The organism is Spongiactinospora rosea (genome assembly GCF_003315795.1).
GTDB lineage: Bacteria > Actinomycetota > Actinomycetes > Streptosporangiales > Streptosporangiaceae > Spongiactinospora > Spongiactinospora rosea.
In genome coordinates this window covers 308,960-335,797 of record NZ_QMEY01000001.1, presented here as the reverse complement: position 1 = coordinate 335,797, position 26,838 = coordinate 308,960, and the positions used below count along the sequence as shown (strand labels likewise).

General features: G+C 70.1%; 23 protein-coding genes and 1 pseudogene. 11 read left to right on the top strand and 13 right to left on the bottom strand.

The genetic code is table 11. The features are described 5' to 3' along the window. The first annotated feature begins 1 nt into the window (after window position 1). A complete protein-coding gene (locus tag DP939_RS01560) occupies window positions 2-415 on the top strand; it encodes a hypothetical protein (protein WP_147267816.1) in 414 nt (137 codons plus the stop codon). Between the two features lie 54 nt (window positions 416-469). Then, window positions 470-1,738, top strand: a complete 1,269-nt coding sequence (locus DP939_RS01555; RefSeq protein WP_113977956.1) for a helix-turn-helix domain-containing protein — start codon at window positions 470-472, stop codon at window positions 1,736-1,738. Here the strand turns inward: DP939_RS01555 and DP939_RS01550 are convergent, their stop codons facing one another. The 3 genes from DP939_RS01550 to DP939_RS01540 all read right to left on the bottom strand — a co-directional run bounded on the left by DP939_RS01550 (window position 1,739) and on the right by DP939_RS01540 (window position 3,303). Continuing rightward, entirely contained in the window at window positions 1,739-1,972 is a 234-nt protein-coding gene (locus tag DP939_RS01550; protein ID WP_113977954.1) for a hypothetical protein, read from the bottom strand. Continuing rightward, a complete protein-coding gene (locus tag DP939_RS01545) occupies window positions 1,960-2,271 on the bottom strand; it encodes a hypothetical protein (RefSeq protein ID WP_147267815.1) in 312 nt (103 codons plus the stop codon). Before DP939_RS01545 ends, DP939_RS01550 begins: the two co-directional genes overlap by 13 nt. Window positions 2,272-2,373: 102 nt before the next feature. Continuing rightward, window positions 2,374-3,303 (bottom strand): zinc-binding dehydrogenase, encoded by a 930-nt coding sequence (locus DP939_RS01540; RefSeq protein ID WP_113977949.1) that lies wholly within the window; start codon window positions 3,301-3,303, stop codon window positions 2,374-2,376. Between the two features lie 82 nt (window positions 3,304-3,385). Here DP939_RS01540 and DP939_RS01535 point away from each other — a divergent pair, with 82 nt between their 5' ends. After that, on the top strand, window positions 3,386-4,033 hold the full coding sequence (locus DP939_RS01535) for a TetR family transcriptional regulator (RefSeq protein ID WP_113977946.1): 648 nt from the start codon (window positions 3,386-3,388) through the stop codon (window positions 4,031-4,033). Between the two features lie 52 nt (window positions 4,034-4,085). Here the strand turns inward: DP939_RS01535 and DP939_RS01530 are convergent, their stop codons facing one another. After that, window positions 4,086-4,553 carry a DUF6294 family protein gene (locus tag DP939_RS01530; RefSeq protein ID WP_113977944.1) on the bottom strand — a complete coding sequence of 156 codons (468 nt, stop codon included), beginning with the start codon at window positions 4,551-4,553 and terminating at the stop codon, window positions 4,086-4,088. A gap of 170 nt (window positions 4,554-4,723) precedes the next feature. On the opposite strand from DP939_RS01530, the gene fxsT reads away from it, so the two are divergent. After that, window positions 4,724-7,276, top strand: coding sequence for an FxSxx-COOH system tetratricopeptide repeat protein (gene fxsT, locus DP939_RS01525; RefSeq protein WP_263972293.1), 2,553 nt, complete (start codon window positions 4,724-4,726; stop codon window positions 7,274-7,276). Window positions 7,277-7,297: 21 nt separating this feature from the next. Here fxsT and DP939_RS01520 read toward each other — a convergent pair whose 3' ends face one another. The 6 genes from DP939_RS01520 to DP939_RS01495 form a co-directional block, all read right to left on the bottom strand. After that, window positions 7,298-7,618 (bottom strand): hypothetical protein, encoded by a 321-nt coding sequence (locus tag DP939_RS01520; protein ID WP_147267813.1) that lies wholly within the window; start codon window positions 7,616-7,618, stop codon window positions 7,298-7,300. A gap of 77 nt (window positions 7,619-7,695) precedes the next feature. Further along, on the bottom strand, window positions 7,696-8,010 hold the full coding sequence (locus tag DP939_RS01515; protein WP_147267812.1) for a hypothetical protein: 315 nt from the start codon (window positions 8,008-8,010) through the stop codon (window positions 7,696-7,698). 208 nt (window positions 8,011-8,218) lie between these two features. Beyond that, complete coding sequence (locus DP939_RS01510; RefSeq protein WP_113977934.1) at window positions 8,219-8,542, bottom strand: hypothetical protein; 324 nt, start codon at window positions 8,540-8,542, stop codon at window positions 8,219-8,221. A gap of 122 nt (window positions 8,543-8,664) precedes the next feature. Continuing rightward, complete coding sequence (locus tag DP939_RS01505; protein ID WP_113977931.1) at window positions 8,665-9,855, bottom strand: protein-L-isoaspartate O-methyltransferase family protein; 1,191 nt, start codon at window positions 9,853-9,855, stop codon at window positions 8,665-8,667. Continuing rightward, window positions 9,843-10,832, bottom strand: a complete 990-nt coding sequence (gene tgmB, locus DP939_RS01500) for an ATP-grasp ribosomal peptide maturase (RefSeq protein ID WP_113977928.1) — start codon at window positions 10,830-10,832, stop codon at window positions 9,843-9,845. Before tgmB ends, DP939_RS01505 begins: the two co-directional genes overlap by 13 nt. Before the next feature lie 9 nt (window positions 10,833-10,841). Further along, window positions 10,842-11,123 (bottom strand): hypothetical protein, encoded by a 282-nt coding sequence (locus tag DP939_RS01495; RefSeq protein ID WP_113977926.1) that lies wholly within the window; start codon window positions 11,121-11,123, stop codon window positions 10,842-10,844. A gap of 393 nt (window positions 11,124-11,516) precedes the next feature. Between DP939_RS01495 and DP939_RS01490 the strand changes: the two genes are divergently transcribed. The 3 genes and pseudogenes from DP939_RS01490 to DP939_RS01480 all read left to right on the top strand — a co-directional run bounded on the left by DP939_RS01490 (window position 11,517) and on the right by DP939_RS01480 (window position 14,876). Then, window positions 11,517-12,437, top strand: coding sequence for a carbon-nitrogen hydrolase family protein (locus DP939_RS01490; RefSeq protein ID WP_113977923.1), 921 nt, complete (start codon window positions 11,517-11,519; stop codon window positions 12,435-12,437). A gap of 454 nt (window positions 12,438-12,891) precedes the next feature. Then, window positions 12,892-14,031 (top strand): annotated as a pseudogene (rho, locus tag DP939_RS01485) (transcription termination factor Rho); the annotation flags it as partial. A gap of 26 nt (window positions 14,032-14,057) precedes the next feature. Next, window positions 14,058-14,876, top strand: a complete 819-nt coding sequence (locus tag DP939_RS01480) for a putative RNA methyltransferase (protein WP_113977920.1) — start codon at window positions 14,058-14,060, stop codon at window positions 14,874-14,876. A 97-nt stretch (window positions 14,877-14,973) separates the two neighbouring features. On the opposite strand, the gene tnpA is transcribed toward DP939_RS01480, so the two are convergent. Beyond that, window positions 14,974-15,402: an IS200/IS605 family transposase gene (gene tnpA / locus DP939_RS01475; protein WP_113977919.1), complete on the bottom strand. Its 429-nt coding sequence runs from the start codon at window positions 15,400-15,402 to the stop codon at window positions 14,974-14,976. Window positions 15,403-15,434: 32 nt separating this feature from the next. Here tnpA and DP939_RS01470 point away from each other — a divergent pair, with 32 nt between their 5' ends. After that, window positions 15,435-16,787: an RNA-guided endonuclease InsQ/TnpB family protein gene (locus DP939_RS01470; RefSeq protein ID WP_225877992.1), complete on the top strand. Its 1,353-nt coding sequence runs from the start codon at window positions 15,435-15,437 to the stop codon at window positions 16,785-16,787. A gap of 181 nt (window positions 16,788-16,968) precedes the next feature. Beyond that, on the top strand, window positions 16,969-18,783 hold the full coding sequence (locus DP939_RS01465; RefSeq protein ID WP_113977918.1) for a S9 family peptidase: 1,815 nt from the start codon (window positions 16,969-16,971) through the stop codon (window positions 18,781-18,783). A 7-nt stretch (window positions 18,784-18,790) separates the two neighbouring features. Here the strand turns inward: DP939_RS01465 and DP939_RS01460 are convergent, their stop codons facing one another. Next, a complete protein-coding gene (locus tag DP939_RS01460; protein ID WP_225877991.1) occupies window positions 18,791-20,353 on the bottom strand; it encodes a PP2C family protein-serine/threonine phosphatase in 1,563 nt (520 codons plus the stop codon). Between the two features lie 120 nt (window positions 20,354-20,473). On the opposite strand from DP939_RS01460, the gene DP939_RS01455 reads away from it, so the two are divergent. Together DP939_RS01455 and DP939_RS01450 are read left to right on the top strand one after the other, a co-directional pair. Further along, a complete protein-coding gene (locus DP939_RS01455; protein WP_113977916.1) occupies window positions 20,474-24,664 on the top strand; it encodes a HAMP domain-containing protein in 4,191 nt (1,396 codons plus the stop codon). A 3-nt stretch (window positions 24,665-24,667) separates the two neighbouring features. Then, window positions 24,668-25,300, top strand: a complete 633-nt coding sequence (locus DP939_RS01450) for a response regulator (protein WP_113977915.1) — start codon at window positions 24,668-24,670, stop codon at window positions 25,298-25,300. Between the two features lie 79 nt (window positions 25,301-25,379). On the opposite strand, the gene DP939_RS01445 is transcribed toward DP939_RS01450, so the two are convergent. Further along, the gene (locus tag DP939_RS01445) at window positions 25,380-26,804 is read right to left on the bottom strand and encodes an NYN domain-containing protein (RefSeq protein ID WP_113977914.1); all 1,425 of its coding nucleotides are present in this window, start codon (window positions 26,802-26,804) and stop codon (window positions 25,380-25,382) included. Window positions 26,805-26,838: the final 34 nt, after the last annotated feature.

Here is a 26,838-nt window from a genome sequence, read left to right as displayed (position 1 = left end):
CATGGGCTATGTGCTCGACGATGTAACGATCTGCGAACTCGGGCGGGGCGATCCCGTCATCGCCAACCTGGTGGCGAGCCTTGACGCGCACGACGTTCGGATGAGCATCCCCGTCCTGGCTCTCGCCGTGGCGCAGCATGGCCTGAGCAACGCCCAGATAGAAGCCGTCCACGGCATGTTCCTGCACCTCACACACACCGAGCCCGCGGTGGTGAGCTCGACGTCCGATGTGCTACATCTGTCCGCCGTCTCCATACACCTGGGCGAGCCCGAGGACATGGCGGCGGCCCACGCCGTCGCGGTGTCCCGCTACCTGGACTTTCCGATCCTGACGCCCAGCCCCAAGCGATGGGAGGCGGCCCGCGCCCGCCTGCCCTGGCATGTCGAACTGATCGAAATCGCCGATCTGGGCTGAGCCTGTTTCACGGATTGTGAGCATGCGGATGCGCTGAGGTGTAAGGATTCGGGGATGGGACTCGATCCGGTATGGGGCGTGTTCGGTGGGGCGATGCGCAGGCACCGGGAGCGCAGAGGGCTCCGGGTACGCGATATCGGCGATGCCGCGCATGTGCATTTCAGCCTGGTCAGCAGGTGGGAGGGTGGAATTAACCGGCCCACTGCATCAGCCGCGCGTCTGGTGGACGAATGCCTCGGCTGTGATGGCGAACTCATCGCCATGCACGCCGACACCGTGGCGTCCGAACGTCGTCGTAAGGGTACAACCCCTGACGGTTCCCCCATCGATGACGAAGGCGACGAAATGGAACGGCGTACCGCGATACAGCTCATCGCCACCGCCGGAGCCGTGATCCCCCTGGCCGATCTGGAACAGTCCCTCACCGCGATGGACCACATCCTCGACACCCGGATCGACCTCGACGACTGGGAACGCACCGTCCACGAATACGGCTATCAGTTCGTCCGGCGGCCGGTCGGGGCACTGGCGGCCGATCTGACCGCCGAGATCACCGCCGTGAGTCACCTCCTGAACCAGGGGAACGCCCCGCGCATACAGGCCGGGCTGTTGCGGGTGGCCGCCGAGTTGTCCAGCCTGCTGGCCACGGACTTGCACGACTCCGGCCAGGCGCGAGTGGCCCGGCATGTGTGGCGGGCGGCCCGGCGGTCCGCCGACGCCTCTGGGGATCAGGAACTATCGGTATATGTCCGTGCCAAGGAAGCGGATGACCTGTGGTGGGCCGGTTCCTCGCCGCACGCCGTACGGGAACTCGCCGACCAGGCGGTGCATCGGGCCGGAGGCACACCGAGTTACGGAATCCTGCGGGCGCACATCGTGCGCTGCCGACTGGCGGCCGATGGCCACGGCGGCGAGGCCCGCACCGCCCTGCGGGCCTTCTCGGAGACCTTCGAGCGGCTTCCGCCCGGCGGTCACGGCCGACCGGAAGACGCCCTGGGCGAGGCGTGGCTGCACTGGCATGAGGCACATCTGCTCACCATGATCGGCGACGACCAAGCCCAAGACGTCTTCGACCAGGCGCTCGCCCGCTACTCCGCAGACACTCCTGGCACGGTCTCCCTTCTCCAACTGATCCGCGCGCTCGACCTCGTACGGCGGCGCGAGATCGACGACGGCCTCACTCACGCCGTCACCACCCTCCAGACCGGCGCCATGAGCACGGCCCGCCGTTTCGTCGCCAACAAGATCACCAAGGCGCTTCCCCAGCAGGCCCGCACCCATCCCCACGCCACCGAACTCCGACGCCTGATCACCCCTGCCTGATCACGCCTCCCCCATCCGGACCAGGATCGCCAACTGCCCGCACAGCGCGTAGAACAGCGCCACGGGATCGGGCCGGGCGATCTCGCGGTGGAGTCCGTTGCGCCGCTGTTCAGGGGTGACCGCCCGGTACCGGGTCGCCCGCCAGACCCCCTGGTGGACCGTGATCCCCCACCCCGGGAAGGTCGATTCCAGCGCGCCCAGGTGCGCTCGTTCGGCAGGGGTCAGCCTGTCCATGGGGGTCCGGATTCCCAGGCGTCGCCCCGGACCGACACGAACACCCGCCCGTACCGGTGCGCCGTCACCAGCGTCTCGCCGTACCGGTAGACGAGCCCCGGGGCCGGCCAGGCCAGCCGTACCCGACCCCGCCCGCGCGGAAAGGACTCCAGCGCACTCACCATCTCGCGCTGGGCGGTGGCCCGGCTGTCGGTGACGCCGCACGCGCCGCGATCCCCCGCCTCCACCTCCCACACCGCGAACGCCTCCTGGCCGACCGGCATATCGCCCATCATCCGCACCTTCTCACCCACAGTCACGAGCCCGACGCTTGCTGCTGCAATCATCGGGACGGACCGTGGGAGCGGGCGGGGCGACGGTACGACGTTCGACAGGTACGCAACACGCGCAACGAGGGCCCGTCAGGTGAGGTCGAGCACCGCCTTGCCGTGCAGGCGGCGTTCGAGCAGGGCGCTCACCGCTTCGGGGGCGTCGTCCCAGCCGCCGCGCCAGGCGATCTCCGGGCTGAGCACGCCGTCCGCGACCTGCTCGGCCAGCCAGGTCAGGCTGCGGTCCAGCCGCCGGCAGTACATCAGCCAGAACGTGACCAGCGACCGGTCCTGGCGGCCCTCGCTGTTGATCAGCGCGCCGAACGGGAAGCGCTCGCCCTCCTCCGTGGCATGGCCGATGGCGATCAGGGTGCCGCCGTCGCCGAGCCGGTCGAACGCCGTCACGAGCTGCTGACCCCCTACCATGTCGAGCACCCCGTCGAGCCCGGGGTCGGCCTCCTCCGGACTGCGGATCACCTCGTGCGCGCCCAGTGCGCGCAGCGCGTCGCCGTGCCTGGCCGGGTCGCCGGTGGAGGCGATCACGTACGCGCCGCCGAGCCGGGCGAGCTGGACGGCGTAACGTCCGGTGCCGCCCGTCGCGCCGGTCACCAGGATGCGCCGCCCCAGCGTGGGGCCCATCCGGTCGAGGGCGCGCAGGGCGGTCGCCGCCGCGACCGGGATGGTGCTGATCGCGCCGAGGTCGGCGTGCTCGGGGACGATCCCGATCATGTCGGTGGACACGGCCCGCAGCTCCGCCCAGCCACCGGCCCAGGCGAGGGTCACCACTCGGGTGCCCACCGGCGGGCCCGAACCGTCGGCGGCGGCCTGGACGACGACGCCGGCGGCGTCCCAGCCGAGCACCGTGCCGTCCTCGGCGTTCGCGATGCCGTGCCGGACCTCGCCGAAGTTGAGCGATGTGGCGGCGACACGGACAAGTACCTGGTCAGAGGCGGGTATCGGGTCGGGGGCCTCGCCCAGGCGCAGGCCGGACGGGACGGAATGGTCGACGAGCAGAGCGCGCATGGCTTCCTTCTCTCTCCATAAAGTGCCACTCAGGAGCATAAGCCATCTAGCGGCATCTGCCTATGTGGGTACACTGGCGGCGATGACCCACGACGCGCCCGCCGCCGCGCGGCTCCCGCTGCGCGAGCGCAAGAAGCTCAAGACCAGGTCCGCGCTGATCGACACCGCCCTGGCGCTGTTCACCGAACGCGGCTTCGACGGCGTCACCCTGGACGAGCTGTGCGCCGCCGTCGAGGTCTCCAAACGCACGTTCTTCCGCAACTTCACGAGCAAGGAACAGGTCGCCTCGGCCCCGCTGGAGTCCATGTGGAACGGCCTGCGCGACGACGTCGAGCACCTGCCGCTCGGGCACGCCCCCGTTCTGGACGTACTGAAGTCCGCGCTGCTCGCCGCCCTCGCCCGGATGGACGACGGCGAGGGCGTGTGGGTGCGCCGGGTGCGGCTGAGCCAGCGGCTGGCCGCGCGTACGCCGTCCATCGCCGGACACGGGTGGCAGTACTGCGACCACACCAGCGCGGTCATCGAGGAGACCCTGCGCCGCCGCCTGGACCTCGCCCCCGACGACCCCCGCCCCCGGCTGGCCCTGGAAATGGTGGTCGCGTCCTTCCACGCCGCCCTGCGCGCCTGGACCGCCCGCCCGCACACCCCCACCCATGCGGACCTCATCGCCGACCTGCGCATCACCTTCGCGGCCATCCCCGCCTCGCTCACCTTCACCGGAGGTCGGTGATGGGAGCGCCCCCGGCCGGGTGGCCGGCCGGGGGCGGGTCAGGGGTTCTGACTCAGCAGTGGTTGTCCAGGCTCATCGAGGCGACCTGCGAGTAGAGCGAGGGGTTGAAGGTCGCGTTCTGCCGCCAGACGTACTGACGGGAGGAGTCGGGCAGGTTGAACACGAACTTGGTCAGGTCGTCCCAGTGGGTGTTGGCGACGAGCCGGCCCAGGTACTGCCCGCTGGAGTTCTTCAGGTTCGCCCACATCAGCCACGCGTCGTTGTCGTCGCTGCTGGTCACCACGGCGTAGAAGGACGCGGTGCCGTCCGGCCTCAGGGTCCACGAGGTGCCGTGGAACATTGTGCAGTCCCCGGCGTGGATGTCGTAGTTCCAGTAGTAGGTCTTGGCGAAGTTCTGGGTCTGGGCCGGGGCCTGGGCCTGGGCCGTCCCCCCGAGCGCGGTGAGCAGCGCCAGCGCCGTGCCCAGGGCGACGATCAGGGTCCGGCAGCGCCGGACCAGGGCGGTACGCCGAGTGGTCATGCGGGTCCTCCTGACGTTCTCCCGCAGGGCGAATGCCGCGCGGGACACCAATCGGGCCACGGCTGGGCCTACGGGACATATGCCGGCTCGCGTACGGAGGGGCCGCGTGGCCGGTGGGGGCGTTAGGTTGAGTTCTCCGGTCTGGTCCGGTCCGGAACCTGCACCCGTTGGTGGGGGGTGTCGCGGTGGGCGACGGGCGGCGCGGCGGCGAGTTCGCGGTACGGCTTGCGGCACTGGTACAGGAGTCGGGCCTGACGCTCGAACGCGCCGCGGCCAGGACGATGGCCAGGCGTCCCAGGGACGCCTCGTGGACGGTGACCTTCCGGCAGATCAGCGCCTGGCAGAACGGCGACCACCTGCCCGGCGCGGAAGCGGCCTTCCTCACCCTGGTCAGGGTCCTGACCGAGCACGCCCGCGGACGCGCCCGGCGCGGGCACCAGGTCGGCGAACTGCTGGACGAACCCGGTTGGGCGCGGCTCCTGCGACAGGCGCGCGGAAGGCGGGCGACGGCGGACACCGGCGGGGGCGTCCGGAGGTCCGGCGTCTTCGGGCTGAAGCCCCGGCCGCTGCGGCTCGCCGGGCGGGCGGCGCTGCTGACCCGGCTGCACCACGCCTTCGCCGAGCCGTCGGACACGCCCGTCCAGATCGTCCTGCACGGCCTCGGCGGGATCGGCAAGACGAGCCTGGCGGTGGAGTTCGCGCATCGGGTCCGGTCCGGGCACGGGCTGATCTGGCACTTCGCCGCCGAGGACCACACCGCGCTGGCGGGCGGGTTCGCGGCGCTGGCCGTACGGCTGCGGCTGGCCGACGACGGCGGCGGGCCTGTCGCCCAAGTGCACACCGCGCTCGCCGAGGCCGACCGGCCCTGGCTGCTGGTACTGGACAACGTCACCGACCACACCGCGATCCGAGGGTGGCTGCCCGCGGCCGGGCCGGGCAAGCTGCTGATCACGTCCCGGTCGGCGCACTGGCCGCTGGCGCTGGGCATCGAGGTGACGCCCCCGGACATTTCTGCGGCGGCCCGCTTTCTGCTGGACCGCACTGGACAGGACGACGGCGTCGCCGCCGCCGCCGTCGCGACCGAGCTGGGCGCGCTGCCGCTCGCGCTGGAGCAGGCCGGGGCGTTCATCAGCACGGCGGGACTGTCGCTGGCCGAGTACCTGGACGGGCTGCGCGCCCGGCGCGACGTACTGCTGGAACGGGGTGAGCCCTACGACTACGCCGGTTCGGTGGCCTCGACGTGGACGCTCGCCTTCCAGCGCCTTGAGCGCGACGCCCCCGACGCCATCGCGCTGCTGCGCCTGCTGTCCCGGCTGGCCCCCGACGACGTACCGATCCGGACCCTTCTCGCCGGGCGACGGACGTCCCTGCCGGACTCGCTCGGCCTGACCGGGCTCGCCGGCGACCCGATCAGGATCGCCGAGGCCGTCGCCGAGCTGCGCAGGTACTCGCTGGTCGCCAGCCCCGAGCCCGGCGTACTGTCGGTGCACCGGCTCGTCCAGGCCGTCACCGCCGACCGGATGTCCCCCGCGGCGCGGGAGGCGTGGCGCGCGGCCGCCGCCGCGCTGATCGAGGACGCCCTGCCCGGACGTCCCGATCTCGTGGCCAACTGGCCGCTGTACGCGCGGCTCGTCCCGCACGCGCATGTGGCGCTGGAACCATCGGCCCCGGGGATGCGCGAGATCGTGGACTACCTGGCGGCGGGCGGCGACTACCGGACGGCCGCGAGGGTCCAGGGCGAGATCCACGCCGACATACTGGGCCGTCTCGGGCCAGAGCATCCCGACACGCTCACCGCCGCCGCGCTGCGCGCGGTGCGGATCGGCCAGGCGGGCGACCCCGCCACGGCCCGCGACCTGCTCGCCGCGCTGCTGCCGATCCGGGAACGCGTCTCCGGCGGGGAACATCCCGACACGCTCTGGCTGGCCGAGGCCCACGCGGAGCAGATCGGCCAGTCCGGCTCCCCCGGCATCGCCCGCGATCGGGCGCTGGAACTGCTGCCGCTGCGGGAGCGGATCTCCGGCCCGGACGACCGCGACACGATCCGGCTGGCCCACCAGATCGCGTTCTGGACCGGCCAGGCGGGCGACGCGGAGGCGGCGCGGGTGCGTTATGAGGAGTTCTTGCCGCGGATGGAACGGATCTGGGGCGCCGAACACCCCGACACTTTGAGCGCGCGCGACCAGTACGCGCGGTTCCTCGGGGAGAGCGGCGCCGCCGAGGCCGCGCTCAAGGCGTGCATGAGCCTGCTCAGCGCCCATGAACGCGTCTCCGGCCCCGACCACCCCGACACGCTGTGGGCCCGTTCCAACCTGGCGTTCCGGGTGGGCGAGGCGGGCGATCCGGCGGGCGCCCGCGACCTTTACGCGGCGCTGGTCCCCGACTGTGAGCGGATCTCCGGCCCGGAGTCCCACGTGGCGCTGGTCGCCCGCATCTTCCTGGCCCACTGGACGGGCGAGGCGGGCGACCCTGTCGCGGCCCGCGACCAGAGCGAGGCGGTGCTGGCGGTACGGGTCCGGCGTTTCGCTCCGGACCATTTCGACACGCTCGTCGTCCGCGAGTACGTGGCCCGCTGGACCGGCGAGGCCGGCGACCCGCACGCCGCGGCGAGCGGGTACGCGGCGCTGCTCACGGACATGGAACGCGTCTTCGGCCCCGAGGCCGCCCTGACCCGCCGGGTCCGCGACCGCCTCGCCTACTGGAGGTCGCGGACCCGGCTTTGATCGTTTTCCCGGGTGGGAATGTCAGCAGTAGGCGATCTCCGTGATCTCCCGCTGGCCGATGGTGTAGTAGAACTCAAGCCAGGTCAGGACGGGCGCGCACTCGGTCTGGTAGCCGTACCTCCACTCGTCCACCTGTGGGTTCGGGTGCTTGACGCGGTACTTGAAGTAGTACCCGCCGTCACCGGAGAGGCAGATGTACCAGAAGGTTCCGCTCGGCCCCCCGCCGTGGTGCTCCTTCCCGGACCGGCAGTTGCTCGGCGCGGCCTGGGCGGGGGTGGCGGTGACGACCAGTGTGGTGGCGGCGAGTAACGCCGCGGACAGAGCGGCGATGCGTTTTCTCATGTGCATTTCGCTGACCTCCAGCGATGGGTGGAACGTGGACGGGAATGAATCGCCGGGAATGAATCGCCGGGCCGGGATCAGCAGAAGACGACGTCGATCACTTCTTTCTGGCCCCAGGTGTAGGAGAATTCGAGCCACTGCGGGACGGGCACGCAGTCGGTCTGCCGGAAGTACCAGTAGTCGATCTCGGGGTGGGGGTGCTTCTGGCGGTAGCTGAACCTGTATCCGCCGGTACCACCGGTGCAGATGTACCAGGCGACCCCGCTCAGCCCGACGTGGTCCCGGGTGCCGCCCCTGCAGTCGGTGGGGGTGGCGTGGGCGGGGGTGGCGGTGGCGATCAGAGTGGTGGCGGTGAGTAACGCCGCGGACAGAGCGGCGACGCGCTTTCTCATGTGCATTTCGCTGGCCTCCAGCGGGGCGGCGGACCGTGGACGGGTACCCAGATTGCTTGCACTCTTAGGAAAGCTTCCTAACAGAAAAGATAAAGAGGCCAGGTGCCACGTCAAGGTCGAATTCGCGTCCAACACCGGACGGCTCGGCGCGCGAGACGTACCCGCCGACGGCGGTGGCCGCCGGCGGGAACGGATCACCGATCATGCGTTAACAGAAGGCGACCCCTGTGACCTCCCTTTGACCCCAGGTGTATCGGAATTCGAGCCACTGCGGGACGGGCACGCAGGCGGTCTGGTAGCCGTAGAGCCAGGTGTCGGCCTGCGGGTTCTGGTGCTTGACGCGGTACTTGAAGGCGTACCCGCCAGTGCCGCCGGTGCAGATGTACCAGGCAGTTCCACTTGTGCCGACATGATCCTTCGTCCCGCCGATGCAGTTGGCGGGCGCGGCATGCGCGGGGGTGGCGGTGGCGATCAGTGCGGCGGCGGTGAGTAAGGTCGCGGACAGGGCGGCGACGCGCTTGCGGATGTGCATTTTCGCTGGCCTCCAGCGGTGTGGCGGGTCGTGGGCGGGTACCCCGATGCGTCTAACTGTTAGGAAAGCTTCCTAACAGAAAGATAGAGACACGATGCCCTTGCCGAGGTCAAGCCCGTGTCCTACACCGGACGCGTGATCACGTTCGAGGGCGCGTCCACCCAGATCTCGACCCCCCGCGAAGCGACGGTCACCCCGAACCGCTCATACGCCGGACCCCCGAGCCCCACCCAGCGAAGGTAGGCCCCCGCCACCTCATCCCAGAGCCGACGCTCCCCATACTGAACGACCTGATACTCATCGACCCCCGGCTCCTGATCACATGCCGCCCACGCCCCCTCGGCGTCATCGAGTTCGTACAGCAGAAGCGAGGTGCCATCAGGCCCGCTCGCCTCGTACCAGCCGACCCGGGGAGCCGGCGCCGCGCACATCAGGGACACCACCCGCTCGGCGGCCACGATCTTGCGCGGGTCGAGCCGGGTCGTGGAGTGGGTGGCCGCCTCATGGTGGTGGCTGTTCCAGCGGGCGTTGCACCGCTGGTCGCGCAGCATCATGTAGCGGGCCGGACCGTGGAAGGACCCGAGCGCGGTACCGCCGTCCAGGACGGTGAGCCGAAGCCGATGCCCCAGCCCCGTCCGCCCGCTCGTGTGCCAGGGCAACACGATGACGCCGCCCGGCCTGGTCTGCTCGATCCAGGCGGGCGGGATGTCGGACACCCCCGCGGTGACGTGCACCCGGTCGAACGGCGCCCGTTCCGGGCAGCCCTTGACGCCGTCGCCGACGATCAGATGCGGGGCCCACCCGGCCGCGCGCAGGTTGGCCGCGGCCTGCGCCGCGATCTGCGGGTCCACCTCAATGGACGTGATGCCCTGCGGTCCGGCCCGCCAGGCCAGCAATGCGGCCGTCCAGCCCGATCCCGTGCCGATCTCCAGAATGCGATCAGCGGGGCGAGGGTCCAGCAATTCGAGAAAGGAGAACACCATTCCCGGCGCCGAAAGCGAGGAGGTGAAACGCCCCTGGCCGGAAGCCGGATCCCCGGCTCCATCGGCTTCCTGAAGGACGATGGAGGACTCGGAGTAGACCGCTCGCCACCAGGCGGCAGGATCGCCGATCACATCGATCCGGCCGCCCCGTTCGCCATGGCGATCGGGCACCGCCCACGCGGTGGCGGGAGTGAACAGATGACGCGGTACCTCATGAAGGGAGCGCGCCCATTCCGGATCGGTCAGGTCACCCTGCCCACGCAGTACGTCGGCCAGCCGCCCGGCGAACTCTCCGGCGCTTCGCCCCTCCGGCGGGGTCACCTCGCCCATTCCGGCCCCTTCCGCAACACGTCGGCCAAGGCCCCGGCCACGGGCAGCCCCGTCTTCAGGTTCAGCCATCCCCACTCCCCTGATTGGTTCGTCTCAAGGAAGTGCCAGCGGCCATTGGTGTCGCAGGCCAGGTCAACGGCTCCATAAACCAGATGCAGCCGCCGGTGCAATTCCACCAGGCGATCACGCAGTTCGCCGGGAAGCTCGATTCTTTTGTAGACCAGCGAATCGTAGTCGCTGCGCCAGTCGATCCTGCCCTGCTCGCTGCCGGCGTCGATTCGTACGGCGAGTACCGTGTCACCGATGACGATCGCCCGGGCCTCGCACGCCTTGTGGATCCGCTCTTGGTACATCTGCGCCGTGTGCGCCACGGCAGGGTCCAGCAAATCGTTCAGGTCCGTGACCGGTGTGGTGTACAGGACCCGTACCTGGCCCTCATCCGCATGCCAGATGCCGCCCAACGGCTTGTAGATGATGGGAGCGCCCAGGTTCTTCGCCCACGCGTGGGCGGCGCGGGGTTGTGAGGTGATGATGGTCCTGGGGATGTCGAGCCCGACACGGGCGGCCTCGGCGAGCTGGACCGGCTTGTACTCCGCCCGCGCCGCGGCCATCGGATCGTTCACCCACAGCGCCCCGCTCTGCCGCAACGCGGTAAGGACCCCGCCGAATCCGCGCCGGGCCTCGCCGTACGCGAAGACGCGTTCCGGGGCGGACATGCGCTCATCCATCCGAAACCGCGTGGGCCGGCGCCAGTAGATCGCGCCCACGCGGGCCAGATCCAGCTCTCCGTGCGCGGTGCTGACGATGCCTCTCCACCCGCCGCTCCCGGTTTCGATGAAGGCGGACATCGAGATCTTGGTGGGGAAGTCGGCGGTGTTGATGGCGAAGACGGGTACTCCCCGTTCGATCAGTTCCACCGCGACGCGCTCCGCGACGGTGTCGGATTCGTCGGTGATCATCAGGACGGTGTGCGCCACTGACTTCCCTTAGTCCTTGCTCGTTTCCTCATTGGCGCCGTTTCCGTCCAGACTGGTGTTACTGGTCTCGTTGCTGCCTCCCTCGTGCTTGCCCGCGTTGATCGGGGCGACCAGGAAGCGCAGGCCCCATGGCCTGGCGGAGCTGGGGGGTGTGGCGGGGGCGGAGAGGATGTGCTCGATCGGGGCCATCGGGAAGATGTCGCCGACGCGGAAGATCGCGCCTCGCGATTCGCCGTCCGGGGAGTGGGTGATCAGGTCGCGCTCGGCCTCAATGACGGGTCTGGCGGGCATGGAGACCTCCGGCAGGGGGGCTTATGCAGCGAGAGTATCTTGGCGGTGAATGGCGAGCCAGCCATTGTCCAATACAGCCGAATTTTTCCACGGTTGATGTGGTATCGGGTTGGACTCCACCTTTTGGTGGACGATTACCATTTTTGGCCTTTGTCGGGGCGAGTACTCGAAGAAGTAGTGCATCGCCTGCTTAGCTTTGCGCTTTTTCAGGGGCGGGGAGGCGGAGAAGACCCCTGGGGTGGCGGCGCAAGCGGCCGGGCGAAGCCCGGCTTTGAAAGACACGGCTGAGCGAAGCGAAGGCGATTGGGCGCGCGGGAGCGCGTTTTTCCGCCGGAGGCGGGGCATTGGGGGCGCGGTAGCGTGTGGCTTGGGCGGAGGCTTAGAGTCCGGGATATGCGTATTGCTGCGGCACAGGTCCGTTCGCCCTGGCTTGACCCCGGTGCCGGGGTGGAGAAGATCCTTGAGTACCTGCGGCGGGCCGCCGACCAGAACGTCGACCTGGTGGCCTTTCCCGAGACCTTTCTGTCCGGCTACCCCCACTGGCTGAGCCTCACCGGTGGGGCGGCGTTCGATGACCCCCGCCAGAAGGAGGCGTACGCCTGGTACCTGGACGCCGCCGTCGAGATCGACGGCCCCCAGCTCAAGGTGGTCGCCGAAGCCGTACGTGACCTCAAGGTCTTCACCTACCTCGGGATCGCCGAGCGGTCCGGTGGCACCGTGTACTGCACCCTGGTCGCCCTCTCCCCCGAGCACGGCATCGCCGGCGTGCACCGCAAGCTCGTCCCCACCTACGAGGAGCGCCTGGTCTGGGGCGCGGGCGACGGTCACGGCCTGCGTACCCACGAGGTCGGCGGCGTCCGGGTGAGCGGGCTCAACTGCTGGGAGAACTGGATGCCACTGGCCCGCCAGTCCCTTTACGCCCAGGGCACCGGCGTGCACGTCTCGGTCTGGCCTGGCTCGACCCGGCTGACCTCCGACATCACCCGCTTCATCGCCAGAGAGGGCCGGGTCTACTCACTGGCCGCCGGGGCGATCATCGATTACGGCGACGTCCCGGCCGGGTTCCCGTTCAAGGAGGAGCTGGCCGCGCACTCCTCCGGCTACGACGGCGGCTCGGCCATCGCGGGCCCGGACGGACGATGGATCATCGAGCCGGTCTCCGGCGAGGAGCGCCTGCTGGTCGCCGACGTCGATCCGGCGTTCCTGGCCGGTGAGCGGCAGAACTTCGACCCGGCGGGCCACTACAACCGCCCGGACGTCTTCCGCCTCCAGGTCGACCGCCGCCGCCTGACCAGCGCCGACTTCACCGAGTGATCTCGCCGTACGGCTCCCGCCCCCTCGACGGGAGCCGTACGGCCGTTGCCACTCCAGTGCCGTTCTCGTGTGCGGGACCCATCACACCCCGGACACCTTGCAACTCGCTTTACTCCGGCCGTCCACTCCCTGAGAACCCTTGCCGTCATAGGCTCCATAGCGTGGCCACACGGTCACGCCGGAGCGTGACACGACCGGCCATCGGCCTGACACTGACACTGAGACTCCATGTCCTGTACCGGTCGGGCGACGAGTGCGTCATCGCCCACGTCACCCGGAGCCCGGCGCCGTCTGCCTCGCCGAGTGACCGACCGGTGGTGGTACTGTGGTAGCGGCTGTTGAACCGCCCCCTCTTTCGGGCGAGCTTCCGGCCGCTTCCCTTTCACCGCCCCCGCCGCTGAGGGCGGGAGGTTCCTTACTCGAAGCCGCGCGTCCTGCGCGCCCACCCTCAGCCAGGGGCCGCTTCCCGAGAGGAAGACCCTTGAGCACTACCACCACATCCGATGAGCCCACGCCCGTCAGCGGGGTGCTCGACATCCAGAGCAAGACCGCCTTTCTCAGGATCGGCGGCTATCTTCCGTCCCGGCGCGACGTCCGGGTGCCGCTCGCCCAGGTGCGGCGGTACGGCCTGCGCCGGGGCGACCTGGTCGCCGGTACGTCCGCACGGCCGTACGACAAGCTGGCGTCCGTCGAGACCGTCAACGGCCTGACCGAATGGCAGGACCGCCCGGACTTCGCCGACATGACCCCGACCCACCCCCGCGAGCGCCTGACCCTCGAAACCCGCGGCGACGTGCTGACCACCCGCCTGATCGACCTGTTCGCGCCGATCGGCAAGGGCCAGCGGGGCCTGATCGTGGCCCCGCCGAAGGCGGGCAAGACGATGGTCCTGCACGCCGTCGCGGCGGCGATCAGCCGCAACCACCCCGGCTGCCACCTGATGGTGGTCCTCGTCGGCGAACGCCCCGAGGAGGTCACCGAGGTGACCGAGACCGTGGCCGGGGAGGTCGCGCACTCGACGTTCGACCGCGCGGACCGCGACCACACCGCCGTCGCCGAACTCGCCATCGAGCGCGCCAAGCGGCTCGTGGAGCAGGGGCGCGACGTCGTGGTCCTGCTCGACTCGCTGACCCGGCTGGGCCGCGCCTACAACAACCAGGCCCCGAACGGCGGGCGCATCCTGGCCGGCGGCATCGACGCGCAGGCGCTGCTGCCGCCGCGCCGGTTCTTCGGCGCGGCCCGCAACGTAAGCGAGGGCGGTTCGCTGACCATCCTGGCGACCGCGCTCGTGGAGACCGGTTCCCGGATGGACGACACGTTCTTCGAGGAGTTCAAGGGGACCGGCAACATGGAACTGCGGCTCAGCCGGGCGCTGGCCGACCGCCGCCTGTTCCCGGCCGTCGATCTGGACGCCTCCAGTACGCGCCGCGAGGAGATCCTGATCCCGCCGCAGGAGCGGCAACTGCTGTGGCGGCTGCGCCGCACGCTGGGCGGGCTGGACAAGCCGCAGGCCCTGGAACTGCTGATCGACCGCCTCGGCGGCACCCCCTCCAACGCCGCCTTCCTGCGTCAGGTCATCGCCCAGGCGGCCTGACCCGCCCGGCGCGGGATGATGGGGGGATGCTGGGGGATGTCCTGGACGTGCTGCGCTGCCCCGTCTGCGGCGGCGATCTGGCCGAAGAGAACCGGACCGTGCGCTGCCCGGCCGGGCACGTCTTCGACGTGGCCCGCCAGGGCTACGTGAGCCTGCTGTCCGGCTCCCGCTCCCCCGGCACGGCCGACACCGCCGAGATGGTGGCCGCCCGCGACGCGTTCCTGTCCGCCGGGCACTACGAACCGCTGGCCGTACGCCTGGCGGAGGCCGCGGCCGTGGCCCCCGGCGAGGTGGTCCTCGACGCGGGCGCGGGCACCGGCCACTACCTGGCCGCCGTGCTCGGCCACGAGGGGGCGCGCGGGGTCGCGCTCGACGTGTCCAAGCACGCCGCCCGGCGGGCGGCCCGCGCGCATCCGCGGGCCGGGGCGGTGGTGGCCGACGTCTGGCGGCCGTTCCCGGTCAAGGACGCCGCGGTCGATGTCGTGATCAACGTGTTCGCGCCGCGCAACGGGCCGGAGTTCGCCCGGGTACTGCGCCCGGGCGGGCGGCTCGTGGTGGCGACCCCCGGCCCCGCGCATCTGTCGCCGCTGGTGGACCGCCTCGGCCTGCTGTCGGTGGACGAGGACAAGGAACGCAGGGTCGGAAAGAGCCTGCGCGGGCTTTTCACCGAGCGGGTCAGGCACAAGGTGGAGTTCGCCATGCGGCTGGACTCCGCCGCCGTCGCGGCGGTGGTGGGGATGGGCCCGAGCGCCTGGCATCGGGAGGGCGCGGCCGAGATCGACCTCGCCGATCCGGTCATTGTCACCGCGTCTTTCGTGGTGTCGGTCTACCGATTTCGCCCGTAGTGCTCCGGCCTTCAGTCCCGGGGGGGAGGCGGGCTGTCCCGCGTGGCGGGGGCAAGAGCAGCCGATTCGCCGCCAGGCGAACCGTCGTCCGCCCCGATCAGACCGGCTGGTTCTGCTGCTCGATGTATTGCTTGACCACGGTCAGCGGTGCCCCGCCGACCGACCCTGCGAAGTAGGAGCCCGACCAGAAGTGCTCACCCCATAGGTACTTGCGAACATGAGTGCCGAACTCCTTGCGCAGCATCCGAGCTGAAACTCCTTTCAGCGAGTTGACCAGCTTGGACAAAGCGACCTTGGGCGGATAGTGGACCAGCAGGTGGACGTGGTCGTCCTCGCCGTTGAACTCGCGAAGCTCGACCTCGAAGCCGACGCAGACCTCCCGCATGATCTGTTCGCATCGGACCAGCATCGGGTCGGTCAATGCTCCCCTCCGGCACTTGGTGACGAAGACCAAATGAGCATGGAGGACGTGGACAACATGCCGCCCCGTGCGTACATCTGGGTTGGGTTTCCACCTCGGTGACATAAACCAAACGATACGATCAGGGAGTGGAGAGGGTGAAGCAGGCGCGGGCACATGTAGCCCGTCTGGAGTTGAGCGCGGCCCAGGTGGCGGTGTTGGACGGCCAGGCGCACACCGCCCGCGCACTGTGGAACCTGCTGCACGAGTACTTCACCTTCCGGCAGGACCGGTACGCGACGTTGAAGGAGTGCGACGAGGCGATCCGGGCGGCTCGTCGTGAGATCGCCTGGATGGGCCGGCTGCCCGCCCAGGCGGCTCAGGCGGTGTTGAAGACCTACCGGCAGGCGTGGGCGAACTTCTACAACTCTGATCATCCCGCCAAACGCCCGACGTTCAAGGCGCGGCTTCGATCCCGACCGGCCGTCGATGTGCCCCAGGCCCGTGACCTGCGCGTCAAGCGGATCAACCGGCGGTGGGGCGCGGTCAACCTGCCCAAGGCCGGGCGGGTGCGGTTTCGGTGGACCAAAGACCTGCCCGGCATCACCAAAGGCGGCCCCGCCGGGCGGATCACCGGAGCCCGGTTGGTCAAGGACGCCTTCGGCTGGCAGATCGTGTTCCGGACCGAGACCATGGCCGCCACGGTGATGGCCGCCCATCCCGGTCCGACCGTGGGGATCGACCGGGGCATCACCGTGGCCCTGGCGCTGTCGGATGAGAGCGTGCGTGAGCACGGCCCGTGGCTTACCAGCGGTAAGCGTGAACACCTACGCCGTCTGGAGAAGAAATCCGCCCGCCAGCGCGCCGCCCACACCCCCGATCAGCCGGTCTCTCATCGACTGACCCGCACCTATGACCAGATGGCCAGGCTTCGCGCGACAGCCAAGCGCCGAGCCGTCGACTGGCAGCACCAAACCACCACCGAACTCGCCGACACCTTCAGCGTGGTCGTGGTGGAAGATCTGAAGATTACGAACATGCTCCGCTCTGCCAAGGGCACGATCGAACAACCTGGCCGGAAGGTAAGGCAGAAGGCAGGGCTGAACCGCGCCATCACTGGCGAGGCATGGGGCCGCACGGTCACCCTGCTGGAGTACAAAACCCGTGATCGCGGCGGGCGAGTGGTGAAGGTCCCCACCCCGGGCACGTCACAGACCTGCCACCGGTGCGGGCACCGCGACCCGGCCTGCCGTGACGGCACCCGGTTCTCATGCGCCGCCCCCACATGCGGGTGGACCGGCCACGCCGACACCAACGCCGCGATCAACATTCGCAACGCCGCAGGAACTGTGGTGTCAGGACGTGGAGACCTCGGGACTGCCCGGTCCGCGAAGCGTCAACCCCCGCGCGCGCCGCTTAGCGGCTACGCGACGGGACAATCTCCGGCCTTCAGCTGGGGAGGAGTTCAAAGTCCCTGTGTAGCTCGAAACGACCTTCCTGATCAAGGGTGATATTTGACTGACTGACGCGAAAGATGGTACTGAAGGGACGTTTGGTCCCAAATTCCCCCACATTCCTTGAACATTTCTTGCCTCAGCGCGACATACTGGACCACAACCGCCAACCCGTTTGCGGGGAACGCGTAGGGTCTCCGTCCGGCTGCGGAGATCCTGACAGGGAGGGACGCGCCGTATGAAGGCGGAGGAACGCTGGCGGGCCAGGTTCCGGGCGCCGCGGATGACGCTGCCCCAGTTCGCCGTCAAAGCCCCGAACCGGGCGATCTACCAGAGCAACGCGTCAGGCTCGTGGGAGATCTACGCCTGGGACCGCAGTACCGGCGCGTTCCGCCAGGTGACCGACCGGCCCAACGGCACCACGCACGCCGTGCTCGACCCCACCGGCAAGTGGATCTGGTGGTTCGCCGACACCGACGGCGACGAGTGGGGCCAGTGGATGCGGCAGCCCTTCGGCGGCGGCCCCGACGAGAGCGCGATCCCCGCCGAGGCGGCGGACGGCCTGGCCTTCGGCCATCCGGCGGGCATCGGCCTGTCCTCGGTCGGCACCGCGGCGATCGGGCTGGCCAGGCCGGGAAGCGGCTTCCAGGTCCTGTACGTACAGCCGGGCGAGGCCCCCACGGTCGTCTACGAGCACGCCGAGGCCGCCTACGTCGCCGACATGTCACTCGACGGCTCGCTCATCCTGATCGACCACAGCGAGCACGGCGACGCGCTGCACCCCGCCCTGCGGGTGATCCGCCCGAACGGCACGACCGTCGGCGACCTGCGCGACGGGCCCGGCAAGGGCCTGCTCGGCGTGCGCTTCTCCCCCATCGCGGGCGACCGCCGGCTGCTCGCCCTGCACGAACGGCGTGGCCGCCGCGAGCCCCTGCTGTGGGACCCGCTCACCGGCGACCAGCGCGAGGTCTGGCTGCGCGACCCCGGCGAGGTCACCGCCGACTGGTTCCAGGACGGCAGGTCGCTCCTGATCGTCAGGCAGCACCGCGGACGCACCCGGCTGCACCGCTACGACCTGGGCGGCGGCGGGATGACGCCGATCGAGACCCCGCACGGGGTGATCGAGTCGGCCGCCGCCCGGCACGACGGCACGGTGGAGTACGCCTGGTCGAACTCCTCGCACCCGCCGGTGATCCGCTCCAGCGCGGGGCACGTCGTGATGAACCCGGCGGGTCCGTCCGCGCCGCCGTCCGTGCCGGTGGAGGATCTGGACGTGGAAGGGCCGGGCGGGCGCATCCACGCGCTGGTGTCCCGCCCGGAGCGGGGCACCGCGCCGCATCCGACGGTCTTCCTGCTGCACGGCGGGCCGACCGCGCAGGACGACGACTCTTTCTTACCCGCCGTCGCGGCCTGGGTCGATCACGGCTTCGCCGTCGTACGGGTCAACTACCGCGGCTCCACCGGGTACGGCTCGGCCTGGCGCGACGCCCTGCACGGCGACGTCGGGCACATCGAGCTGGCCGACGTCACGGCGGTACGTGAGCACGTGGTGGCGGGCGGCCTGGCCGACCCGGAACGCCTGGTGATCGCGGGCGGGTCGTGGGGCGGCTACCTGACCCTCCTCGCGCTCGGCGTACAGCCCAAGACCTGGGCGGCCGGGATCGCGGCAGTGCCGATCGCCGACCATGTGGCGACCTACGAGGACGAGACGGAGGGGCTGCGCGCCTACCAGCGGGCGCTGCTCGGCGGCTCCCCGGAGGAGGTACCGGAACGCTACGCGTCCAGCTCCCCGATCACCTACGTCGATCAGGTGACGGCCCCGGTGCTGGTACTGGCCGGGGAGAACGACCCGCGCTGCCCCATCAGGCAGGTCCAGAACTACATCGCCAGGCTGGCCGCGCGCGGCCACGACCACGAGGTCTACCGCTTCGACGCGGGCCACGGCTCGCTGGTCGTCGCCGAGCGCATCGAGCAGATGGCGGCGCAACTGGACTTCGCCAGGAAGCGGCTCCGGCTCACGGGCGTGGCCGGGCCCACCGGCCGACCGGGCTGAGCGCCGCTCAGGGCGCCCGCAGCACGAGGATCGCCAGGTCGTCGGCGCTGGGCTCGGGCGCGAAGTCCTGGACGCCGCGCCTGATCCGCTCGGCCACCGCCTGCGCGGAAAGGCCCACGCACTCGGCGAGCAGCTTGGCCAGGCCGCCGTCGTCGTCGAGCAGCCGCCCGCCCGAACGCCGCTCGGTCACCCCGTCGGTCACCGCGAGGAGGACGTCTCCATGGTTGAGCTGAACGATGTCCTCTTCGAAGGTCACCTCGGAGAAGACCCCGAGCAGCGACTGCGGCGTCGCCACGACCTCGACCTCGCCGGTCTGGCGCAGCCGCAGCGCCTCCGGGTGCCCGGCCGAGATCAGCCGCGCCTCCATCCCGCTCTCGGTCGGGGTGATCTCGCCGTGCAGCAGGGTGAGGAACCTGGCCCGCTCGCCCTCCTCCAGGATCGCCTCGTTGAGCCGGACGAGCACATGGGCGATCTTGTGGCCCTCCCTGGCAAGCAGCCGCAGGGTCGTCCTGGCCAGGCCGGTGACGGACGCCGCCTCCGGCCCGGTGCCGCAGACGTCGCCGATGGCGAACCGCCAGGTGCCGTTCTCGCCGGCCCGGTAGAGGTCGTAGAAGTCGCCGCCGACCTCGTTGGTCTCGCCCGCGGGCTCGTAGATGACCCCGTAGTCGATGTCGGGGACCTCGGGGTTGTCCGGCGGGAGCAGGCTGCGCTGCAGGGCGCGGTTGGCGGCGGCCTGCTGGGCGTACAGGCGGGCGTTGTCCATGGCCAGCGCGGCGCGGCGGCCGATGTCCTCGGCGAACTGGATGATGTCGTCGGGGAACCGGTCGGTACGGCCGAGCAGCATCACCCCGAGCCCGCGCCCCCTGGCCAGCAGCGGCACCGCGAGGACGTGGTAGTCGCCGATGGTGAGCGGGACGGTCTGCGGGCGCTGCGGCGGCGGCACCTCGATCGTGGCCAGCTCCTCGCGAAGCGAGTCGATCCGCGCCTCGTCGGCGTGCCACAGATAGGAAGGGCGCAGCGGGCCGAGCCCGGCGTCGGAGGTGTAGACGGCGCACCAGGCCGACAGCCTGGGCACCACGATCTGGGCGACGATGGCCGGGACCATGTCGGGGTCGAGCGTGCCGGCCAGCAGGTCGCTGGCGTCGGCCAGGAACCCCAGCCAGAACGACCCCCTGGACTCCTCCCGCGCCCAGTCGTCGGCCGCCCGCGCCGCCGAGCCGGGCAGCGCCAGCTTGGCCCACTGCGTCCGGAGCCGGCCGGAGAAGGTGACGCCCCACTCTTCGACGGGCACCGTCGGAGCCTTGGTGTACTCGGCGGCGTTCGTATACTCGGAGGCGTCCTTCTGACGCACCTCGATGCGCACCGCGTCACCCTGGTGGCCCCAGACCACCTCGAAGGGCGCCCGCTCGGCGGCGAGGGCCAGTTGCTCGGTTATCTGCTCGGCCTGGGGCAGCACGACACCGGCGGCCCACGCGCTCATCACCTCGCGTGTGAACCGCCGTGCGGCTGGTACGGCCGAGTCACCGGGCGCGAAGGTCGCGGCGAGGACGGCTCGTGGAGATTCGGTCACTGTCTTGTGCCTACCACACTCTCCACTGACATGGGGTAAATCGAGGGCAGGACTCCAGGCTACCCATCGTGACAGACTGGCATCACTCACGGCTGCCCACCGGGAGTGGAGGAGGGTCGAATGAACACCGCCGGCACCGTGTCGGACAACGAGGAACGGTGTTACACGGAATCGGAGCTCAGGCCGGTTCTGCAGGCACTGCTGGCACTACGCGACGGCGACTTCCGCCGGCGTGTCCCCGGCGTGCCCACCGGAGTGCTGAGCGAGGTGCAGATCGTCCTCAATGAGATCGCCGATCGCCAGGAGCACATGGCCAAGGAGCTTCAGAGAGCGAAGAAAGAGGTGGTAAGGGAGGGCCGATTCGGCGAGCGTCTGGCGCACGGGCCGGGGTCGGGCGCCTGGTCCGACCAGGTCGACACGGTCAACACGCTGATCGACGCCCTGGTCAGCCCGGTCAGCGGCGCGGCCGACGTGATCGACGCCGTGGCCAAGGGCGACCTTTCCCGCCGGATCGAGCTGGACCGTTCGGCGCGCGGCGAGGTACGGCGGCTGGGCAAGACGATCAACGGCATGGTCGACCAGCTCTCGCAGTTCACCTCCGAGGTGACCAGGGTCGCCCGCGAGGCCGGGACGGAGGGCCGGCTGGGCGGGCGGGCCAACGCCCGGGGCATGTCCGGAAGCTGGCGTGACCTCACCGACGCGGTCAACACGATGTCGAGCCGGGTCTCCGCACAGGTCCGCGACATCGCCGAGGTCACCACCGCGGTCGCCAAGGGCGACCTGAGCCGCAAGGTCACCGTCGAGGCCGTCGGCGAGATGTTCGAGCTGAAGAACACCGTCAACACGATGGTGGACCAGCTCTCCTCGTTCGCCGAGGAGGTCACCAGGGTGGCCCGCGAGGTCGGCACCGAGGGCCAGCTCGGCGGCCAGGCCCAGGTGCGCGGCGTGTCCGGCGTCTGGAAGGACCTGACGGACAACGTCAATTTCATGGCGGGCAACCTCACCACCCAGGTCCGCGCCATCGCCACGGTGGCCACCGCGGTGGCCCAGGGCGACCTCTCCCAGAAGATAAACGCCGACGCGCAGGGCGAGATCCTCCAGCTCAAGGACACCCTCAACACGATGGTGGACCAGCTCTCCTCGTTCGCGGACGAGGTGACCCGGGTCGCGCGTGAGGTGGGCACCGAAGGCCAGCTCGGCGGGCAGGCCCGGGTGCGCGGTGTGTCGGGGGTCTGGAAGGACCTCACCGACAACGTCAACTTCATGGCCAACAACCTGACCCTCCAGGTCCGCAACATCGCCGAGGTCACCACGGCGGTCGCCACCGGCGACCTGACGCGCAAGATCGACGTGGACGCCCAGGGCGAGATGCTGGCCCTGAAGACCACCATGAACCGCATGGTCGACCAGCTCTCCTCCTTCGCCTCCGAGGTGAGCCGGGTGGCCCGCGAGGTGGGCACCGAAGGCCAGCTCGGCGGGCAGGCCCAGGTACGCGGCGTGTCCGGCGTCTGGAAGGACCTCACCGACAACGTCAACGTGATGGCGGGCAACCTGACCACCCAGGTCCGGGCCATCGCGACGGTCGCCACGGCGGTGGCCCAGGGCAACCTGTCCAAGAAGATCACCGCCGACGCGCAGGGCGAGATCCTGCAACTGAAGGACACCCTCAACACGATGGTGGACCAGCTCTCGTCCTTCGCGGACGAGGTGACCCGGGTCGCCAGGGAGGTCGGCACCGAAGGCCAGCTCGGCGGCCAGGCCCGCGTGCGGGGCGTTTCCGGGGTCTGGAAGGACCTCACCGACAACGTCAACTTCATGGCCAACAACCTGACCCTCCAGGTCCGCAACATCGCCGAGGTCACCACCGCCGTGGCCACCGGCGACCTGACGCGCAAGATCGACGTGGACGCCCAGGGCGAGATGCTGGCCCTGAAGACCACGATGAACCGCATGGTCGACCAGCTCTCCTCCTTCGCCTCTGAGGTCACCCGCGTGGCCCGCGAGGTCGGCTCGGAGGGTCAGCTCGGCGGCCAGGCGCGGGTCGAGGGCGTGGAGGGCACCTGGAAGCGCCTCACCGAGAGCGTCAACGAGCTGGCGGGCAACCTCACCACCCAGGTCCGCGCCATCGCCGGGGTCACCGGGGCGGTCGCCAAGGGCGACCTGACCCGCAAGATCGACGTGGACGCCCAGGGCGAGCTGGCCGACCTGAAGGACAACATCAACACGATGGTGTCCAACCTCCGCGACACCACCAAGGCCAACCAGGAACAGGACTGGCTGAAGTCCAACCTGGCCCGCATCCAGCGGCTCATGCAGGGTCACCGCGACCTGATCGAGGTCGCCAAGCTCATCATGAGCGAGCTGACGCCGCTGGTGTCGGCCCGCTACGGCGCGTTCTACAGCGTCGAGGCCAAGGGCGAGGACAGCGACCTGATGCTGATCGCCGGGTACGGCGTGCGCCCGGGCACCACCCCGCGCGGCCGGTTCGCGATGGGCGAGGGCATCGTCGGCCAGGCGGCGCTGGAGGGCAAGCACGTCGTACTGGAGAACGTCCCGGCCGGGTACATCACGGTGGACACCGGCCTGAGCCAGTCGCCGCCCGCGCAGATCGTGGTGCATCCGATCCTGTTCGAGAGCAAGGTGCTCGGCGTCCTCGAACTGGCGTCGTTCACCGACTTCAGCGAGGTCCACCTGGACTTCCTGGCCCAGCTCGTGGAGACCATCGGCGTCACGATGAACACCATCATCGCCAACTCCCGGACCGAGGCGCTGCTGACCGAATCCCAGCGGCTCACCCGCGAGCTCCAGGAGCGCTCGGACGAGCTGCAGCGCCAGCAGGAGGAGCTGCGGCGCTCCAACGCCGAGCTGGAGGACAAGGCGGCGCTGCTGGCCAAGCAGAACCGCGCCATCGAGATCCAGAACTTCCAGATCGAACAGGCCAGGCGCACGCTGGAGGAGCGGGCCGAACAGCTCGCGGTCTCCTCGCGCTACAAGTCGGAGTTCCTGGCCAACATGTCGCACGAGCTGCGCACACCGCTTAACAGCCTGCTGGTGCTGGCCAAGCTGCTCACCGAGAACGCCGAGGGCAACCTGACCCCGCAGCAGGTGGAGTTCGCCCGCACGATCCACGGGGCCGGGTCGGCGCTGCTCCAGCTCATCAACGACATCCTCGACCTGTCCAAGGTGGAGGCGGGCCGGATGGACATCCACCCGCAGCAGCTTCTGCTGCCCAAGCTGGTGGAATACGTGGAGGCGACCTTCGCGCCGCTGGCGGCGGACAAGGGGCTGGAGTTCGCCATCGACGTGGACGACTCGGTGCCCCAGGAGTTGCGCACCGACGAGCAGCGCCTGCAGCAGGTGCTGCGCAACCTGCTGTCCAACGCGGTGAAGTTCACCCCCAAGGGCGAGGTGAGGCTGCGCGTGGTGCGCGCCCCCGAGGACGTGGAGTTCGACGACGAGACCCTGCAGAACGCCGACGGCGTGCTCGGGTTCCAGGTCTGCGACACCGGCATCGGCATCGCGCCCGACAAGCTGGAGGTCATCTTCGAGGCGTTCCGCCAGGCGGACGGCACGACCAGCCGCAAGTACGGCGGCACCGGCCTCGGCCTGTCGATCTGCCGGGAGATCGCCCGGCTGCTCGGCGGCGAGATCCACGTGGACAGCGAGCCGGGCAAGGGCAGCACGTTCACGCTGTACCTGCCGCCCTCCTACACCGGGCCGCTGGCCTCCCGCGACGGCGGCGCCGCCGCCCGGCAGCGGACCCCGGCCGACAGCGAGCCGCTGCCGTTCGTCCAGGAGCCGGTGGAAGACGACGTGCTGGCCACGATCCCGTTCCGCGAGCCGCTGCCGGTCGCCCCGGCCGCGGCCGAGCCGCAGGTCAAGTGGCAGGGCGAAGACCCCCTGGTCGGCTCCAAGATCCTGATCGTGGACGACGACATCCGCAACGTCTTCGCGCTCACCAGCGTCCTGGAACGGCACGGCTCGACCGTCGTCTACGCCGAGAACGGCCGTGAGGGCATCGAGCAGCTCGAACGGAACGAAGACGTGGCGCTGGTGCTGATGGACATCATGATGCCGGAGATGGACGGTTGGGCGACGACGTCGGCGATCAGGCGCATGCCGCAGTTCGCGGATCTCCCGATCATCGCGCTGACGGCTAAGGTCATGAGAGGAGACCGGGAGAAGAGCATCGCCTCCGGGGCCTCCGACTATGTACCGAAGCCGGTGGATGTGGACCGCCTGCTCGAACGCCTCCGGGGCTGGCTGTCCCGGGGGAAGGTCGTGCCCACCGAGTCGAACGAAGGGTCGTGAGCCATGCCAGACCGAGCCAAGATCCTGCTCGTCGACGACCGCGAAGAGAACCTGATCGCGCTTGAGGCGATCCTGAGTTCGCTCGACATCGTGCCGGTGCGGGCCAGGTCCGGGGAGGAGGCGCTGAAGGCGCTGCTCAGCACGGAGTTCGCGCTGATCCTGCTGGACGTGCGGATGCCCGGCATGGACGGCTTCGAGACCGCGGCGCACATCAAGCGCAGGGAGCGCACCCGCAACATCCCGATCATCTTCCTGACCGTGGTCGACAGCGCTCCTGACTACGCCTTCCGCGGTTATGCGGCGGGCGCGGTCGACTACTTGACAAAGCCGTTCGACCCGTGGGTGCTGCGGGCCAAGGTTTCGGTCTTTGTCGAGCTGTACACGATGAACCGCCGGATGACCGAGCAGGCCGCGCTGTTGCGCGAGCGGGTGGCGGCGGAGCTGCCGCCGGGCGAGGAGGGCGAGCAGGCGTCGATCCTGCCGGAGCTGTCCCGCCGGCTGACGGCGGCCGAAGACGAGCTGGGCCGGGTACGCGACCTGGCCCGCAAGTCGAACGATTCATCGCTGACCGGGCCGCTCACCGACCTCGCCGAACGACTGGCCCACCTGCGCGCCGGTTTCGACGCGCTGAGCTGAGGGCACGGCCCGCCGTACACGCCTGTGGGGGGCGTGGCGGCGGCCACGGGCCCCCGCGACTGCCGGGCACGGTCCAAAATCAGCGGCGGGCGCGCTCCAGAGCGTCCCAGAAGCCGCGGCGCAGGGCGTGGCGCACCTCGTCGTGCAGCAGGAAGTCGATCGGCAGCGACGACCCCTGAAGCAGCCGGGCCTCCAGATCGGAGGGCATGCGCGGCTTGCGGGCCAGCACGGCCTCCAGCCACAGCGCGGGCGCGTCGCGGGCGACGGACTCGCCGAAGTCGTGGCCCTCCTTGTGCGCGGCCTTGACCGCCTCGGCGAGCGTGGTGGTGCCGCTGCCGGAAGCCTGCTGCGGGGGCACCGGGGCCGGTTGCGGGCCGGTGTAGTGGCCGCCGAGCTGCGGTGAGGGCGGGTAGCCGCCGGTCGTGGTGGGCGAGTACGTCGTGGCGGGGCCGGTGGCTGGCGGCTGCTGCGCCGACGCGGACGGCTGCTGCGGCTCGGCCGGGTAGCCCGGGTACGACGTGGACGGCAACGATGACGGCAGCGAGGACGGCAGCGCGGGCGGGGCCGCGTGCCCGCCGGTCGAACGCTGCACCGGGCCCTCGTGCGACGCCCCGGACGGACCAGAAGAGCCGGAGGAACCGGATGACGACGTCATGATCTGGCCGTTGCCGGACTGCTGGACCGACGGGCTCGCCGCGTGACCACCGGAGGAGCCGGTGGTGGGGGCAGGGCCGAGGGTCTGCTGCCCGCCTGGCAGCGCGGGCGGCGTACTGGAAGATCCGGCGGACGACTGCGTGCTCTGCTGCACGGGCTGAACCGGCTGCACGGACTGCACGGGCTGAGCCGGTTGGGCCGGCTGAACGGGCTGAGCCGGTTGCGCGTGCTGGGCGTGCTGGCCGTTGCCCGCGGAGAGCGGCTGGTGGTGGCCGTTGGCCAGGGCGTTGACCGGCTCCACGGCCGTCGCGGTGACCTGCGTCAGCGAGACGTACGAGCGCAGGTGACCGCCGCCGATCTCGATCAGGTCGTCGCACTCCTGGCGCAGCGACCGGGACACCGCCCAGTTGCCGTCGGCCGCGATGTGCACGACGGTGACCCGGATGCCCAGGTCCTGCGCGTCGCAGACCACCTGGGCCAGGTCCTCATCCCCGCTGACCACCACCGCGTCGCAGATCGCGGAGTTGCGGGCGAGCGTCATCAGGTCGCGGTGGACCTGGGCGTCCACGCCCTCGCGCCGCCCCGGCCTGATCCGCGACAGCCGGAGCTTCAGCCCCGGGATGTCGGCCAGCGCGTCGTGCTCCGGGGTGCGGCGGCCCTCGACGGTCGCCTCGTACCAGTAGCAGCGCAGCATCGGCAGCCCGGTACGCTCTCTGGACAGGGCGGTGAGAAGCTGGAGCAGCCCCGGATAGTCCCACGAGACGGCTTCTCGATGGCGGGTCCCATGCACCGCCATCGCGCCGTCCGCCAGCAGGTAGCCAGCGTCCACGAACAGCGCGCAGCGATCCACGCGACACCGCCTTCCTACATGGCTGGACCTACTG